We start from the raw sequence: 17,773 nt of genomic DNA, 5'->3' as shown, positions 1-17,773 counted from the left end.
TACTAGCAAAATTAGATTACGAATACGATTAATGCTAAAAATTGAATTTATTAAGGAAATAACTATGTCAAACTATTTTAATACCTTATGCTGGCGAGAAAAATTAGCACAACTAGGTAAATGCCGTTTTATGGGACGTGACGAATTTGCATCAGAAGCAAATTTCTTAAAAGGCAAAAAAATTGTCATTGTAGGCTGTGGTGCACAAGGTTTAAACCAAGGTCTAAATATGCGGGATTCTGGTTTAGATATTGCTTATGCATTACGTCAAGAAGCTATAGCGGAAAAACGCGCTTCATGGAAGAAAGCGACTGAAAATGGATTTAAAGTAGGTACTTATGAAGAATTAGTACCAACAGCGGATCTTGTAATCAATTTAACACCAGATAAACAACATTCAGCAGTTGTTAAAGCGGTACAACCTTTAATGAAACAAGGTGCTGCTTTAGGGTATTCTCATGGCTTTAATATTGTTGAAGTTGGTGAAAAAATACGTCCTGATATTACTGTAGTAATGGTAGCACCAAAATGTCCTGGTACAGAAGTTCGCGAAGAGTATAAACGTGGATTTGGTGTACCTACTTTAATCGCAGTTCATCCTGCCAATGACCCAAAAGGTGAAGGTTTAGCTATTGCTAAAGCTTGGGCTGCTGCAACAGGTGGACACCGAGCTGGTGTACTTGAGTCTTCTTTTGTTGCTGAAGTTAAATCTGACTTAATGGGTGAGCAAACTATTCTGTGTGGTATGTTACAAACTGGATCATTGTTATGCTTTGATAAACTAGTTGGTGAAGGCGTAGATCCTGCTTATGCTTGTAAATTATTGCAATTTGGTTGGGAAACGATCACTGAAGCATTAAAACAAGGTGGAATTACACTAATGATGGATCGCTTATCAAATCCTGCTAAGTTACGTGCAAATGCCTTGGCACAAGAATTGAAAGTAATTATGACTGATCTGTATCGTAAACATATGGATGATATTATTTCTGGTGAATTCTCACGCACTATGATGGAAGATTGGCATAATGATGATAAAAATCTACTGACTTGGCGTAAGCAAACCGGTGAAACTGGTTTTGAAAAGGCACCTGAATATCAAGGTAAAATTGATGAACAAACCTATTTCGATCAAGGTGTTGTATTGGTAGCAATGGTTAAAGCTGGCGTAGAATTAGCATTTGAAACTATGATTGAAGCAGGTATTCTTGAAGAATCAGCTTATTATGAATCCTTACATGAACTTCCTTTAATTGCAAATACTATTGCTCGTAAACGTTTATACGAAATGAACGTTGTTATCTCTGATACAGCTGAATATGGTAACTATTTATTCTCCAATGCAGCAGTGCCATTATTAAAAGAGAAATTTATGCCATTATTACAAGCTGGTGATTTAGGTAAAGCAATTCCAGAGGGTAGCGTTGATAACGCATTATTGCGTGATGTTAATGAAGCTATACGCAATCATCCAATTGAAAAAATTGGTCACACGCTTCGTAGTTACATGAAAGACATGAAGAAAATCAATGTAGCAGGTTAAGCATCAAATTAATAAAAAAGGCGTTTTTAACGCCTTTTTTATAGTAATTATCTTTGTGCTATTTGACAATTAAATATCAGGAGGTGTTTCAGCTTCCGTGTAAGTAGATAAAAGTTGTAACAATTTGTATTTAGCATTTACTCCTTTACTTGAGCGTATATGTAGTTCATCAGCCGTCATCGGCTCTAATGTTTCTAAACGTTTAAAACGCTGTTCTTTTAACAATGTTTCGGTTAGGATTTCATTATTAGGTGATCTTGAATCCAAGGTCAACGCCGATTTACCATTAGCAAGATTTCTTGGATCATAGCGATATAGAGGCCAGAATCCTGATTTAACTAAATCTTTCATTTGTTCATGCGATTTTGCTAGATCATAGCCATGTTCTTCACACGGGCTATAGGCAATCACAAGTGATGGTCCATCATAGGCTTCTGCTTCTTGTAGCGCTTTAATGGTTTGATTAAGTTGTGCTCCAAGTGCAATTTGCGCAACATAAACATGACCATACATCATCATGCTGACACCAAGATCTTTACGTGCTTTTTGTTTACCTAGATCAGCGAACTTAGTTACCGCACCCATTGGAGTAGATTTGGATTGTTGACCACCCGTATTGGAATAGCATTGAGTATCCAATACTAAAATATTAACGTTTTCAGTTAAACTCATTACGTGATCTAGTCCACCAAATCCAATATCATATGCCCAACCATCGCCACCAATAGCCCACACAGATTTATCAATGAGATAGTCGGCTTGCGTTATCAGTTCTTTGGCTTCTTCTGACACTAACACACCGAGTTGTCGTCGAAGTTGTTCTAGTAAATCTCGTTTCATTCCTATTGTGGTGTCATTAGATTTTAAACCAATCACAATTTCTGGTGGAATTTCTGCTGCAACTTGATCTAATAGACGTAAAGCGCGTTGCTTATGTTGGTTATACGTTAAGCGATAACCCAAAGCAAATTCGGCATTATCTTCAAATAATGAGTTTGCCCAAGCCGGACCACGTCCATGACGATCAGTCGTATAAGGCGTAGAAGGCATATTACCACCATAGATAGAGGAACAACCTGTCGCATTAGCAATAGCCAAATGGTCGCCATAAAGTTGAGTTAATAATTTGATATATGGGGTTTCACCACAACCTGCACATGCACCGGAAAACTCAAAGAGAGGTGTCAATAATTGCGATGTTCTAATATCAATGCGTTCTAGACTGTGCGGATCGCGGTCAGGTAGGTCATTAAAATACTCATAATTTTGTTTTTGAACTTCAAGGTTATCTATTCGTGAAGCCATATTGATGGCTTTGATATCAAAATTATTGCGATCGCGTGAAGGACAAACTTCGACACATAAGTTACAACCGGTACAATCTTCAGGAGCAACTTGTAGAATATAACGTTGTCCTTTCATATCGCGAGCTTTTACTTCCAACGAAGCAAGTGTATCTGGTGCATTACTTATTTGTTGTGGCTCAACCACTTTAGCTCTTATCGCAGCATGAGGGCAAGCGACGACACAATGATTACATTGAGTGCACAATTCGGGTTTCCATAATGGAATTTCTTCGGCTATATTACGTTTTTCCCATTTTGTTGTGCCTGTTGGCCAAGTACCATCAGGGGGAAATGCTGAAACTGGTAAACTATCACCCACTCCAGCTAACATGGCAGCAGTAACAGTTTTAACAAAATCTGGTGCATGATCAGGTACGATAGGGGGACGTAGTGAACTAGTTTGATCAAGGCATTTTAGTGGGATATGTTCTAAAGAATCAACAGCCATATCAATTGCTTGCCAATTTTTTTCAACTAAATCTTGTCCTTTGCTACTATAGGCTTTAGCTACAACATCTTTTAATTTTTCAGCAGTAAAGTCTTGTTTGAAAATTTCAGCTAGATAAAAGAATGTTGCCTGCATGACCGTATTAATTCGAGCACCGAGACCGCATTCACGAGCGATTTTAGCCGCATTGACTATATAAAATTGAGCATTCTTTTTAATAAGCTCGGCTTGAACTTCTTTAGGTAGCCGATGCCAGATTTCCTCTTTACTATAAGGAGTATTGAGTAAGAAAATACCGCCTTCCTTTAAATGATCAACGATCTGATATTTATCGATGAACTGATCTTGATGGCAGCCAATAAAATGGGCACTATTTATTAAATAAGAGGACTGAATCGGCTCTAAACTCACTCGCAGATGTGAAACCGTTAAACCACCAGCCTTTTTAGAGTCATATACAAAATAACCTTGTACATTAAAAGGTGTACTATCGCCAATAATCTTAATGTTATTCTTAGTCGCAGATACGGTACCATCACTACCTAGACCATAGAATAGCGCTTCAAGTGCTGATTTTTGAGGAATCGATTCTTTTGGTAAAGGTAAAGAAAGCCCCGTTATATCATCGTAAATCCCGACAGTGAATCTCGGGCGAGGGTTGGATAATTGCAATTCATTATAAATTGCAAGTACACAACGCGGATCAAATTCCTTCGAAGATAATCCATAACGACCACCAATTATTAATGGTAATTGGTGACGATCTCCTCGCGAAACAGCTTCGGCAAAGGCAGTCATTACGTCTAAGTATAATGGTTCAGCTAAAGCACCCGGTTCTTTAGTTCGATCTAAAACAGCAATTTTTTTTACTGAATGTGGAATGACAGCAAGTAAGTGTTTGGCTGAAAACGGACGGTATAAACGGACAACAACTACCCCAATTTTTTTATTTTGAGATAACAAATGATCGACTACTTCATAACAGGTTCCAATAGCAGACCCCATCAAGATAATGATATGTTCTGCATCGGGTGAACCATAATATTCAAATGGTTGATAATTGCGTCCAGTTTCCTTCGCAAAAGCATCCATAGCATTAGCAACATGATCATATGTTTCATCGTAATATCGATTTATGGCTTCTCGACATTGAAAGAAAGTATCAGGATTAGCAGAAGTACCGCGAATAACTGGTTCATCGGGCGTTAAAGCTCTAGCTCGGTGAGCTTTAATCGCATCATAAGGTAACAAATTTTTGATTGTTTCATCACTGATTGGTGCTATTTTATTAATTTCATGTGAGGTACGAAAACCATCAAAAAAATGAATAAATGGTATGCGGCTATTAAAAGAAGCCATTTGTGCAATTAAAGCGAAATCTTGAGCTTCTTGTACTGAACTAGCACATAGTAAAGCGCAACCAGTTTGACGAACGGCCATAACATCCGAATGATCACCAAAAATTGATAAAGCATGGGTGGCAATTGTCCGAGCTGCTACATGTAATACAAAAGGGGTAAGTTCTCCAGCAATCTTGTACAAGGATGGGATCATTAATAATAATCCTTGTGAAGAGGTGAAGGAGGTGGCAAGAGCACCAGTCATCAATGCACCGTGTACCGTAGATATAGCACCAGCTTCTGATTGCATTTCAATAACTTTTGGGATATCGCCAAAAATATTTTTTTTATTAAATTCTGACCATGTATTAGCTTGCTCAGCCATTGAAGAACTTGGGGTAATAGGATATATCGCAATCACTTCGTTAGCGCGGTAAGCAACGGAAGACACAGCGCTATTGGCATCAGTTGTAATCATTAAAAACCTTATACTCTATCTGCTACTATTTTGACATTACTCTTTAATTTTATAACCTTATATTGTATCAGAAACTAAAACAACTTTATCTATTTTATCAATCAAATATTAAATTAATTATTTATGTTTTAGTCATGAAAAACAGATTTAGCGAGCTTAAAGATTATTCAAAATAAATATTTAATCTGTTAAATAATCGAAAATTAATAAAACAAACTACAATTCAGTTGATTTATGCTTGATAATTGAATTATTTTGTGGCAAAACGTCAAAACGTACTGGATAAATAATGTGACATAAGATAGCATTACAACAAAATTTTTATTAAAACACGATAAATATATTGGGGTTTGTATGCGTAAACGGGTTTATTTATGGATAATGGCATTTGCAGCACTGTTTTTATTATATGGTTGCGATAATCAAACCAAGCAAGAACAAGCTAGTCAAGATGCTAAAAATCAAAAACAAACGATTGTGGTAGGTTTAGATGATGATTTTCCACCAATGGGATTTCGTGACCAAAATAATGAGTTGGTAGGTTTTGATATTGATTTAGCACGCGAGGCTGCTAAAAGAGCAAATCTAATTGTAGAGTTTAAACCGATTGACTGGTCAGCAAAAGAAGCTGAACTAAATAGTGGTAGAGTAGATGCATTATGGAATGGTTTAACCATTACTGATTATAGAAAAGAAAATATTTTATTTTCTTCCCCTTATATGATAAATCATCAAATTATTGTCGTCAGATCGGATAGTAACATCCACACTAAAGCTGATTTAGCGGGCAAAGTGATCGGTTTACAAAATGGTAGCAGTGCTTTAGATGCTGTTAATGCAGATCCTATTCATAGTAGTTTTGCAGAATTAAATCAATATGCTGATAATGTAACAGCATTATTAGATCTCGCTAATCAACGACTTGATGCGGTAGTTGTAGATGGTGTAGTTGGACACTATTACGTTGCTAAAAAGCCTGATGAATATACTGTACTTAAAGACAATTTTGGACAGGAACAATATGGTGTTGGTTTTAAGAAGGGTAACGTAGTATTACAAAAAGCTATCCAAAAAGCATTAGACAGTATGATCAATGATGGTACTGCGGCTCAGATCTCGCAGAAATGGTTTGGAACCGATGTTACTAAATAAAACTGACTATTTTGTTTTATTCAAACGCAGGCCATAAAAGGACTGCGTTGTTTTTTTATAGGAATTTAGATGGATTATATACTTAATGCTATCCAGCAATTATGGTTTGTTTTACAAGTTACAACCGATTACTGTATTGATATATCACCACAATTATGGGAAGGAACTAAACTTACATTAGGTCTATTTACGATTACCTTGCTATTGTCAATTCCATTTGGTTTATTGTTAGCACTTTTACGTTTATCACGCATTAAATTCATTAGCTTTTTAGTTAATGCTTATATTTGGCTAATGCGGGGTACACCACTCATGCTACAGATTTTTTTCATTTATTTTGCTTTACCTATGTTAGGTATACGATTTGATAGTTTTTCGACAGCAGTAATAGCCTTTACCTTAAATTATGCGGCATATTTTGCTGAAATTTTTAGAGCTGGTATCCAAGGTGTAAATAAAGGTCAGTATGAAGCTGCTAAAACTTTAGGAATGAGCTATCGTCAAACAATGTGGCGCATTGTGTTACCACAAATGGTAAAGAAAATCTTACCACCATTAAGTAATGAAACCATCACTTTGATTAAAGATACCTCATTAGTCTATGTTTTGGCTTTACAAGATTTAATGCGTATTGCATACCAACTCGTTAAACGCGATTTCGATCTATCGCCTTTTTTCATTGCCGCTGTGTTTTATTTAGCGATGACGCTAATATTAACGATGCTATATCAAAAACTGGAGAAATATTATGCCCGCTATGACGACTGATATCATGATTGATGCACAACAGATTTACAAAGCATTTGGTAATCTGGCTGTTTTAAAAGGAGTTGATCTTAAAGTTGCTAAGTCTGAAGTAGTGGTCATTATAGGTTCCTCTGGTTCTGGAAAATCCACCTTATTGCGTTGTTTGAATAATCTGGAAAAAATTGACTCCGGTAATATTTCAATTGAAAACGAATGGTTAGTTAAGAATAATGATTTAAAACAAGCTGTTTATCAATCAGAACGTGAAATTAAACGTATTTGTACCAAAATGGGTATGGTATTTCAACATTTTAATCTATTTCCTCATATGACCGTTTTGCAAAATATTATTGAAGCACCGATGACTGTAAAAAAAATGAAACGTGAGGAAATATTACCACTTGCCAGAGAATTATTAAAAAAGGTGGGATTATCTAATAAAGAAGATAGTTATCCTTCGCAGTTATCGGGTGGTCAAAAACAACGCGTGGCCATCGCTCGAGCTTTAGCTATGCAACCAGATATTATGTTATTTGATGAACCAACTTCTGCACTTGATCCAGAGTTAACAGGTGAAGTTTTAAAAACAATGCAAAATTTAGCGGAAGATAAAATTACGATGGTCATCGTAACTCATGAAATGGGTTTTGCGCGTGCTGTGGCAGATAAAGTCGTTTTTATGGATGGTGGTATAGTAGTAGAACAAGGCAAACCTGAAGATATACTAATAAATCCACAGCATCCTAGAACATGTGCATTCTTATCGCGATTCATTGATTAAAACAACATTATATCTTTATCAAAATTATCGAATCCTAGCTATTATTTTTACATTAAAGAAATAATTGCTAGGATTAATATTACCATTTGTTTAAATTCCAATAATTAATGTCAGAGATAATTAGTACATAAAAATACTATTTCTTTTTTTATATGAGTTAAGTATAATATGTTTTTTTACATTAAAATAACAATAAGATGAGACGGAAGTTCACAAAAAAGGATTTTAAATCTTTATTCTTAACTTTATTACCCTCCATAGTTTGCGCTTTTAATCCATTAGTAGATAATTTTAACGATAAGTTTGTTATTACTATCTTTGTAATCGCGTTAATGTTTTCGCTTATAGTCGCTTTTTTTAATATCTTAACCACAAATAATTTTTTATTCATAGCTATTTTAATTTTTTTATTTTTTAATGCATTGGTCGGCTTTTGTATATCTTACATGATTGACAATTCACTATTGATCCATGAAATAATTTTTTGCTATGGCCTTATGAGTGGTGCATTTTTATTATCTTTATTATTATTTATAATACTAGCGATTATAAACTATTATTTAGGTTTATTTATCTAGTAGGTTTAAAAAATAGATTTCATAATTATTCAAATCACATATTCAGTAGATTTATAAGAACCAATGTAAGAATAACCGAATTGAATTTAATTCGGTTATTTATAGAGTATTACATATTTTTTCATTAATTTTTGATCACGATTAAATGCATAAATCTATAGGTTGATAGCTTTTTACATCAAATAAACCAGTTGAAGTTAATTTTAATTCAGGAATTACCGGTAAAGTCATAAAGACTAAAGTCATCAAAGGATGTACGGCGGGATTAATACCAAAGGATTGTTTAGCGACTTTTATCATATGGTGTAATTGATCAGCAACTTGCTGTGCTGATGAATCCGACATTAAACCAGCAATTGGTAAAGCTAAATGGGCTATAATTTTACCATTTTGACATAATGAGAAACCGCCTCCCATTGCTTCTACATCTTTTGCAGCTGCAAGCATGTCAGCATCATTGTCGCCAACTATCACCAAATTGTGAGAATCATGCGCCACCGTGACAGCAATAGCGCCGTTTTTTAATCCATAATTAGCTAAAATTCCTAACCCGATGTTTCCAGTAGCATGATGTCTTTCAACTACGGCTAATTTGTTCAATCCTGAATTTAATTTACAATCAAAATGACCAAAATTATCTTTAATTACTTCAAGTTGTAAATGACTCGTTAAAACACTACCGGGGTTAACACCAATTGCATTAACTTTTTCAGTGCTTAACGGTATGGTAAAACTCTCTACTGTTAGATCAGGTAAATTGACAGTATTAAGCACATTTTCAGCTATATAGTCATCCCATGTAACAAGTAATTTGCCGTCGCGAGCGATTTCTTTACCTGCAACAAACACATGTTTGACTTCAAAAGATTTAAGATCATTTACTATCACTAAATCTGCATCAAAGTTAGGTGCAATAGCGCCTTTACCTTGTAAACGAAAACATTCAGCTGCATTTAGTGTTGCCATTGTGATCGCTAAAATAGGATCAATACCGTTTTCTACTGCTAAACGTATGCTCTTATTAATATGTCCACTTGAGAGAATATCTGATGGTTCTCTATCATCTGTACACATCACACATCGGCGAGCATTGGAAGGTGTAATAGCCGGAATAAGATTTAATAGATCTTTACACGTTGATCCTTCTCTTAATAATACATACTGACCTAAACGTATACGATCATGCATTTCCTGAGGAGTACTACATTCATGATCAGTCATTATCCCACCCATAACATAGGCAATTAGATCCTTGCCTTTTACTCCGGGACTATGACCATCAATTACACGGTTATAATTTTTTGCCATCCATAATTTAGCCATCATATTGGGTGCATGATCAATGACACTAGGATAATCCATGACTTCACCCAATCCTCTAACACCTGGTTCATTAATTAACTGAACTAGATCTTCTGCTTCTATTACACAACCAGCCTCTTCGAATGGCGTAGCCGGCACACAAGATGGCAACATGATTTGTACATTTAATGGTGTTCTTCTAGATGCTTCAAGCATATAACGAATGCCATCTAGACCACATACATTGGCAATTTCATGTGGATCCGCGATAATTGTAGTCGTACCAAATGGTAAAATACAACGCGCAAATTGTGAAGGGATTAATGAAGAAGATTCAATATGCACATGACCATCAATGAATCCTGGCATTACATATCCGCCTTGTGCGTCGAGGGTTTTATGCGCTTGATATTCATAGCCATAACCAACTATTTTTCCGTGTCCAATAGCTAGCGGTCCGTCTACAACCAATTGGTTATAAACATCTATTACCTTACAGTTGATAATTAATAGATCGGCTTTTCTACGACCAGCAGCCATATCAATTAATTCATTCAATTGTTCTTTTTCCGTCATAAAATCCTCTTCACGATCATTCATTGGCGAGTAGATTAACCTTATATAGTATTAGATAAGGTTATTTTCTACTCTAGTTATATAACAAGCTTATTATTTATGGCAAATTGGCTGTAATTTACCATGTGTGCATCCGCATTTAAATACAGGATCCATGACGGCTTGTTCATGAAAATCTATAACGCCTAAATCAGTAATAGCATAATCAGGAATAGCAGTAATTTGTAAGCAACACATATAGAATAGTGGATCTGGAAGATCACAACCCAGTTGTCGAGCTATTTGCAATAACTTTTCTTCTTCTTCAGCCATAACATGAGGATCGAGATCAGAAACAATACCGCAAATAGGTAGAGGTAAGAAACCAATAACTTGACCTTTGTCAACAATAACTTGACCACCGCCTTCCTGAGCTAAATGATTAATAGCGATTGCCATATCTTCAGGATTAGTTCCAATACATACCACATTATTGTCGTCTGGAGCACAAGAACTTGCCATTGCACCTGATTTTAATTTCCATCCTGAACAGAAACCAACTTTAGGAATACCCTTGGTTTTACCAAAACGTTCAACTACAGTAGCATATATAACATCGTTATCAATATCTGCTTGAACTACGCCATTTTCCACCGATAGTTCAACATGACGTCCACGACGAACAAATGGAATATCAAAGTCAACATCCAAAGACAACACTTTTACTTTTGATTGTTTATCATCTGTCTTAACTTTAAGATCATTAGCATCAACCTTCTTCAATTTCATACTTTGCAATAGTACATCGCTGCGTTTTGGAGGAACAAAATCAAATACGGTTTGTTTATTTTCAACGACTAATTTGCCTTTTGCAATAACAGTATCAATCTCAAATTTAATTAAATCCTCAACTAATAAAATATCCGCAAAACGACCTGGAGAAACGGAGCCAACTAAATGATCAATTCGGTATGCTTCAGCAGAATTGATGGTTCCCATTTGAATAGCTGTAAGAGGATCGACACCATTAGCAATTGCCATACGAATGAGTTTATCCATATGCCCATTGGTAACTATATCGGAAGCAATTACGTCATCAGTACAAAAACTCACACGACGAGATAATTGAGGATTGAGATGTGTAATTACTTTAATATTTTCTTCTAAAAAGTGAGAGATAGATGATTCACGAATAAGTACATTCATACCCTTTCTGATCTTTTCCATCATCTCTTCATGGTCATAACTTTCATGATCAAGTCTTACACCGGCACAAAGAATTGAGTTAAGTTTATGACCGCGTGTCATTGGAGCACAACCGAAAATTGGTAAGCGATGTAATCGTGCATACTCAATGGCTTTCATGACATCGCTATGCTGATTTTCAATAAATTCGCTAACAGTTTCCCAGACACCAAATACTTCAGGCCACTTTTGAACTTCTGCGTGAGTTTTGGCTGTAACATTAAATCCAACATGACTTTGAGGGAGTGTATAAGGTGTTAAAAATGGTAATCCCCAAAATACTTTTAATGGTGTTTTATCTATTTCATGTAGAATCTCTCTGATGCCGTCAAGCCCTGCTGTCACAATATATTGATCTAATCCAGATATAATACTGGTAGTACCGTGAGGTAAAACCGCTTTGGCAAAACTTGTCATGGATAACTTGCTACATTCAATATGAAGATGACCGTCAATTAACCCAGGAACGATATATTTACCTTTAGCATCGATTGTTTTAGTTTGTGCAGCTATATACCCTGAAACATCGCCTATTGCAACAATGCGTGATTTATATATTGCGACATCAGCAGAATAGATTTCACAGGAATTTACGTTGACCAATTGGCCGTTAATAATAATCAAATCAGCAGGGATTTTAGCCGCCCCAGCATCGATCATTTCACAAATAGACTCTTTATACATTGATGTCATGCTTTGTTCCTTCTTATCATGTACATTAAACTAATCGTTATACATTGTTTCCATTAAAGAAAAATATAACGAGCTAAAAACAGCATAGCCATAATCACCGAACAAGCGGTGAGATCTTTAAATTTGCCACAACCCGCTTTCATTACTACAAAAGTAATAAAACCAGTTGCAATTCCTTCTGTGATAGTAAAACTGAATGGCATCATAATTGTGGCTACAAATGCCGGCACTGCTTCAGTGAGGTCGTCCCATTTAACGCGAGCTAAATCTGATGCCATCAATACACCAATATAGATTAATGCACCTGTAGTAGCATATAGTGGTACCATTTTCTCTAGGGGAGATAAAAATATTGAGGCAATAAATAAAACACCAACCCCCAATGCCATCATGCCAGTACGACCACCAACAGCAATACCAGAAGCGCTCTCAACATAAGCTGTTACAGCAGAGGTTCCCATTGCAGACCCTAAAGCAGAACTTGCACTATCAATATAAAGTGAACGTTCTTGGTTAGGGTATCGTCCATATTGGTCAGCTAATCCTGCCTTATCTGTAACGGCAATTAAAGTACCGGAAGATTCGAACAGGTTAATCAGCATAACTGAAATAATGATACCAAGGAGTGAAATTTCAAAGATATTGTCAAAGTTTAGTTGACCGACAACACCCGATATATCAGGCGGTAAGCTGACTATACCATGGTAAACTACATCTGGATCAACCACCCAACCTATTAAAGTGACAATAATAAATGATATTAAAATTGAGGAATTCCATTTACGTTGAGCAAGGATTGCTACAATTAAAAAACTTAAACAACCTAAAACAAATGGAATAGTTGTCGGATCACCCAAACGAACCATTGTATCCGGATCTGCAACAATAATGTGAGCATTATGTAACCCGATTAAAGTAATCATTAAACCACAACCACTACTTACGCCGATACGAATCGAAACGGGAATGTTAGCAATCATCCAGTAACGCAAACGGAATATTGAAAGTAAAAATAGACCAGATGCAGCCATAAATACGAGAGTCATTCCTGTTTGCCATGATAAACCCATTGAATTAACTAGCACATAAGCAAAATAAGCATTTATTCCCATGCCCGGAGCTAATGCTATCGGTAATTTTGCAATAATACCCATAGCCATACATGCGATTCCCGTAATTAAGGCTGTCGTAACAAATACAGCTTGTGAATCCATTCCCGCATCACCTAAAATTTTGGGATTTACAAAAATGATATATACCATGGTAATAAAAGTAGTAAAACTAGCAATAAGTTCAGTTTTTAATGTAGTTTTATTTTCTTTAAAAGCAAAATAACGATCTAAAAACGATCGTTTTGTCGATAAATTATGAATAGTCACGGGATAGCTCCATTGAATGGAAGAGATAAACGATTAGAATTATTGTTGCGTGGGTGATTAAGCATCCGAAAAACCTAAGTACACATCAATCACTTTGGCGCGGAGTACGCTAATAATAGTTACTGATGTTCTCGGAAAGGCATTATAGCAACAAGGATTAAAGTCAATCAATTAAAAAAAAGTATATTTTTTGTTAAGTATAATTGGCTATAATTTTATCTCAATATAATCAATTGGTTAAAATTTAACTTTTTTATTTTGCGCTTAATTTGAAGGTTTAATCATAATTTATGCTGGTTCAAAGCATTAATGATCAATTTTGAATAGGGGATATCATATTTAAAATAATAGTTAGAATGATTTAGGTAACCATTAAAGTGATTTTAAAATAAAGAAATATGCTATAAATGAGCATTATTATTAAATTACCCTATTAAGCCTAAACAATACTTTGGCAGTATTGATAAAGCGCTTTTAGCAATTCCATTTTTTTAGGTTGTAATTGATAATGTATAGCTAGATTTTCAAGCTCTACTAAATAATGTGTCAGTGTTTCATGATTTAGTTTGTCCCGGCAATAGTCACGCCATTGCAACTGTTCTTTCTCGGTTAAAGAAAATGGATAATTGCGAGCTTTATAACGAAAAAATAGCATTTTTAACCGTAAATCATGCGGTTCTATATTAATAGTCGATAAATTATCAGGCGCTGTTTGTTGAATGAGATTACACAAAGATTTGTCATAATTATCAAAAAAACCTTGGTAGATTTGTCCATCTACATCATGAGTTTTATTGAATGAGGGTTGTTGATTATATATATCAATAATTTTTTGCTGTATGAGATCTAAATGTTGGATGATCTTTAATAGGTTTTTTTCACATAAAGTCAAATCAATATCTAAACGTTTAGCATTTTTTGAATCAAGTGTATTAGTAGGCGCAATAATTGGACATTTATTGCAGTGTATCAGTTTTAAAGGTATTCGCGATTCTAATTCCTTTAGATCAGCCGTTTTTGTATAGAGTTTTTCACGAATTTGTTCAGCACTAAGATTGATTAAGCTATCAACATCCCCCGTTAAATCACAAATAATCACAGAATCATTTTGATATGGATGCCAAGCTAATGGTGCAATTAAGGTTGTGTTGCCACGGTGTGAGCCTAGCATACCTGACACGTGTACTAATGGTGTAGCATTTACGATATCAATTAGGTTAATGACAAGTTTTTTATTTCTGAGTTTAAAAAAATAATTAAATAATTTTGGTTGATGTTGTTTGATCAGTTTTGCCATTTCTATCGTAGCATAAACGTCAGACATCGCATCATGGGCACGTTGATGATTGATGTGATTGGCTGCGGTAAGGTCTTCGAGTCGAAAACTGGTATAACCTCTATCATTTGTAGGCCATTCAATTCCTTCTGGGCGCAGCGCATAACATGCTCTTACAACATCAAGTAAATCCCATCTTGAATTGTTGTGTTTCCAACTATAAGCATAAGGGTCATAAAAATTACGATAAAATATATTGCGTGATACTTCATCATCAAATCGAATATTATTATAGCCTAAGATGCAAGTATTTGGTTGACTAAATTCATTATGAATTATACGTGCAAATTCGGCTTCACAAATACCTTTAGCTAATGCAAATTGAGGGGTTATTCCCGTAATAAGTACCGCTTCGGGAGAGGGCAAGTAATCTGAAGCAGGTTGACAATAAACGATAGTTGGTTCGTCAATAATATTTAAATTATAATCGGTTCTGATACCTGCGAATTGTGCGGGACGATCAAAAGCCGGATTTACACCAAACGTCTCGTAATCGTGGAAGTAAAAATTTGGGTGTTCAATATCTGCTTTCATAAATATTTATGTTCTTCATTGCTTATGTTTCAACTAGTTAATTTTGAGTATAATTCAATTTTATTTTTGGTATTTCTTAAGCGTCTGATTGTTAATATATCACTTTATACGTCAAATTTATTTCTATAAATTACAATTTTGGTACTAAGTGATAGTAAATTAAGAGAATTTTTAATCTAAAACATAACTAATTATCTTTATAATTCTATATATTAGATTCAATAATTGAATTACATAGTAAGATATAAATTATATTTCAATTTTGATATAAGTAGCAAAAATAAACTTGATAGTATTATTTGGGGTGGACTGATTGCTGATATTCATTATGTAAAGAATAATAAAAGATAATTGACAAGTTCAATAATAAAATCAGCATCATTTCCCTTAGTCTTCATCTTTATTTCCCTTTTATTTTGATAAATTAATTACTGATAAAGTGCTAACAATTAATTTTATTACATAATCAATTATTAATATTTAATTGCTGTTCAGTTAACTTTGTCTTAGTAGATTAAATAATGACTTAAATTATTAAGATTTTTGCCTTATCTTGGCTACTTAAAATGATTCTTCCTTTAAAGAAACTATATGATTATTCATTGAGCAGTTTAATTTAGCTAGTAATATCAATGGCTTAACACTGTTATAAACAGGGTTATTCAGTGTAAATGTTAATAACAATTCTGATTATTATTAATATATTAGTTTACTATACATAAAACGTAATTAATGTGCATAAGTATGTATATAATTTGTGAGTATTTTTAGTTATTTATCATATTAATGATAAGAAAATTTAGTAGAGGGATAGGATGGTTGTTATTTAAAAGGCGTTGATAATAGATAGTTCTGAATTGATACCAGTATATTAAAAACTAGCATAGGTCATACCATAAAACTATTTGAAGGTTATTCTTAGATTAATTTTCATTATCAATCAGTTTAATAACCCAAATTCCATACCATTTAAGTTACAGTAATCATCGTGTTAGTTTGAGGTGTAAATAGTCATGTTTTATTGTTCATTAATTTTCTTCATTCCTTTTTTTGATGATCACTGTATAATCGTTTTTGTAAATAAAACAAAGCCCTATAATAAATAAGGGTATTTTTATAGAAATAATTTTAATAAGTAATATAAAGAGCTCAAATAAAGTATGTTAATCAATGCCGATACTATTTTAAAACTTCATAACCCTCATAATAAAATCAATTACGATACTATATTAAAATCAATGATTGAATCTTGGCAAAGCCAATCTGTTAAGCCCAAAATTTTGATTCATAGTTGTTGTGCACCTTGTAGCACATATGTGTTAGAGTATTTAGCACAATATGCAGAAATTACAATCTATTTTGCAAATTCAAATATTCATCCTCGCTTGGAATACGAGTATCGTAGTCAAGTTCAGCAAAAATTTATTAAGGACTTCAATCAGAAAACAGGAAATAACGTACAGTTTTTAGAAGCACCTTATAAGCCAGCAGATTTTATTAAGGAAGTTGAACATTTACGTAATGAACCCGAAGGTGGCGCTCGTTGCCATATTTGTTATAAGATGAGATTAGATTTGGCTGCGATTAAAGCGCAGGAATTAGGTTTTGATTATTTCGCGAGTGCTTTAACACTAAGCCCTAAAAAAAATAGTCAAAAAATAAATGAGCTTGGTTTTGAAATTCAAGAGCTCTTTTCGGTTAAGTATTTACCTTCAGATTTCAAAAAAAATAACGGTTATAAGCGTTCTGTTGAAATTTGCAAAGAATATGATGTATATCGACAATGTTATTGTGGTTGTATTTTTGCTGCTAAACAGCAGGGAATTGATTTTAAAGTAGTCATTGATAATGCAAAGAAATCATTAGGATTAAATCTCTAATTTTATTTTTAATTAGATTCGTTTTTCCCATAATGATTTTTACATCACTGTAGTTTGAATTTATGTATAAAGTAATTAATAAGTATATTAACTAAATTAGGTTTAATAAGCGTTAAATCAATTCTATTAACAATTTTATTTAATTAAATTTATTCCGCCTAATCCAAATTCATATTATAGTAGTCATGTCAGGTTAACTGATAATTCTCAGGGCGGGGTGTAATTCCCCACCGGTGGTAATAGCCCACTAGCACTTAGTTTTATATTATATACGATTAAGGTTAGCTGATTTGGTGTGATTCCAAAGCCGACAGTGATAGTCTGGATGGAAGAGAGTTGCTTATCTAACATCTTTGTCGTTATGATTCTTTATCATACTTCTTTTGCTATGGTTAAGCACTTGCCCTGATTCTGGTATTTCGACAATAAGGATACA

General features: G+C 34.2%; 10 protein-coding genes and 1 riboswitch. Of the genes, 5 read left to right on the top strand and 5 right to left on the bottom strand.

Annotated elements, in window-relative coordinates; translation table 11 throughout:
• Positions 1-64: 64 nt before the first annotated feature.
• Positions 65-1,543 (top strand): ketol-acid reductoisomerase, encoded by a 1,479-nt coding sequence (gene ilvC / locus FPB0191_RS06810; RefSeq protein WP_039104906.1) that lies wholly within the window; start codon positions 65-67, stop codon positions 1,541-1,543.
• Between the two features lie 69 nt (positions 1,544-1,612).
• Here the strand turns inward: ilvC and nifJ are convergent, their stop codons facing one another.
• Positions 1,613-5,155: a pyruvate:ferredoxin (flavodoxin) oxidoreductase gene (gene nifJ, locus FPB0191_RS06805; protein ID WP_039104905.1), complete on the bottom strand. Its 3,543-nt coding sequence runs from the start codon at positions 5,153-5,155 to the stop codon at positions 1,613-1,615.
• Between the two features lie 354 nt (positions 5,156-5,509).
• On the opposite strand from nifJ, the gene FPB0191_RS06800 reads away from it, so the two are divergent.
• The 3 genes from FPB0191_RS06800 (at position 5,510) to FPB0191_RS06790 (ending at position 7,835) form a co-directional block, all read left to right on the top strand.
• Positions 5,510-6,307, top strand: a complete 798-nt coding sequence (locus FPB0191_RS06800; RefSeq protein WP_039104904.1) for an amino acid ABC transporter substrate-binding protein — start codon at positions 5,510-5,512, stop codon at positions 6,305-6,307.
• A 69-nt stretch (positions 6,308-6,376) separates the two neighbouring features.
• The gene (locus tag FPB0191_RS06795; RefSeq protein ID WP_052236842.1) at positions 6,377-7,075 is read left to right on the top strand and encodes an amino acid ABC transporter permease; all 699 of its coding nucleotides are present in this window, start codon (positions 6,377-6,379) and stop codon (positions 7,073-7,075) included.
• A complete protein-coding gene (locus FPB0191_RS06790; RefSeq protein ID WP_272866953.1) occupies positions 7,056-7,835 on the top strand; it encodes an amino acid ABC transporter ATP-binding protein in 780 nt (259 codons plus the stop codon). Before FPB0191_RS06795 ends, FPB0191_RS06790 begins: the two co-directional genes overlap by 20 nt.
• A gap of 719 nt (positions 7,836-8,554) precedes the next feature.
• Here the strand turns inward: FPB0191_RS06790 and ade are convergent.
• From ade to sbcB, 4 genes are all read right to left on the bottom strand, one after another.
• Positions 8,555-10,291 (bottom strand): adenine deaminase, encoded by a 1,737-nt coding sequence (ade, locus tag FPB0191_RS06785; RefSeq protein ID WP_039106820.1) that lies wholly within the window; start codon positions 10,289-10,291, stop codon positions 8,555-8,557.
• A 93-nt stretch (positions 10,292-10,384) separates the two neighbouring features.
• On the bottom strand, positions 10,385-12,199 hold the full coding sequence (locus tag FPB0191_RS06780; RefSeq protein ID WP_039106818.1) for an adenine deaminase: 1,815 nt from the start codon (positions 12,197-12,199) through the stop codon (positions 10,385-10,387).
• 62 nt (positions 12,200-12,261) lie between these two features.
• Positions 12,262-13,587 (bottom strand): NCS2 family permease, encoded by a 1,326-nt coding sequence (locus FPB0191_RS06775; RefSeq protein ID WP_052236841.1) that lies wholly within the window; start codon positions 13,585-13,587, stop codon positions 12,262-12,264.
• Between the two features lie 439 nt (positions 13,588-14,026).
• Entirely contained in the window at positions 14,027-15,457 is a 1,431-nt protein-coding gene (gene sbcB, locus FPB0191_RS06770; protein ID WP_039104903.1) for an exodeoxyribonuclease I, read from the bottom strand.
• 1,160 nt (positions 15,458-16,617) lie between these two features.
• Here sbcB and FPB0191_RS06765 point away from each other — a divergent pair.
• Positions 16,618-17,337 (top strand): epoxyqueuosine reductase QueH, encoded by a 720-nt coding sequence (locus FPB0191_RS06765; protein WP_039104902.1) that lies wholly within the window; start codon positions 16,618-16,620, stop codon positions 17,335-17,337.
• A gap of 199 nt (positions 17,338-17,536) precedes the next feature.
• A riboswitch (FMN riboswitch) is annotated at positions 17,537-17,678 on the top strand.
• Positions 17,679-17,773 lie beyond the last annotated feature (95 nt).

The sequence above is a fragment of the Frischella perrara genome (assembly GCF_000807275.1).
Classification (GTDB): Bacteria; Pseudomonadota; Gammaproteobacteria; order Enterobacterales; family Orbaceae; genus Frischella; species Frischella perrara.
This window is presented reverse-complemented; position numbering and strand designations above follow the sequence as displayed.

Excerpts from the sequence above, each read along its gene's own strand:
- ilvC (WP_039104906.1), top strand. The coding sequence starts at position 65 with ATGTCAAACTATTTTAATACCTTATGCTGGCGAGAAAAATTAGCACAA.
- nifJ (WP_039104905.1), bottom strand. The coding sequence starts at position 5,155 with ATGATTACAACTGATGCCAATAGCGCTGTGTCTTCCGTTGCTTACCGC.
- FPB0191_RS06800 (WP_039104904.1), top strand. The coding sequence starts at position 5,510 with ATGCGTAAACGGGTTTATTTATGGATAATGGCATTTGCAGCACTGTTT.
- FPB0191_RS06795 (WP_052236842.1), top strand. The coding sequence starts at position 6,377 with ATGGATTATATACTTAATGCTATCCAGCAATTATGGTTTGTTTTACAA.
- FPB0191_RS06790 (WP_272866953.1), top strand. The coding sequence starts at position 7,056 with ATGCCCGCTATGACGACTGATATCATGATTGATGCACAACAGATTTAC.
- ade (WP_039106820.1), bottom strand. The coding sequence starts at position 10,291 with ATGACGGAAAAAGAACAATTGAATGAATTAATTGATATGGCTGCTGGT.
- FPB0191_RS06780 (WP_039106818.1), bottom strand. The coding sequence starts at position 12,199 with ATGTATAAAGAGTCTATTTGTGAAATGATCGATGCTGGGGCGGCTAAA.
- sbcB (WP_039104903.1), bottom strand. The coding sequence starts at position 15,457 with ATGAAAGCAGATATTGAACACCCAAATTTTTACTTCCACGATTACGAG.
- FPB0191_RS06765 (WP_039104902.1), top strand. The coding sequence starts at position 16,618 with ATGTTAATCAATGCCGATACTATTTTAAAACTTCATAACCCTCATAAT.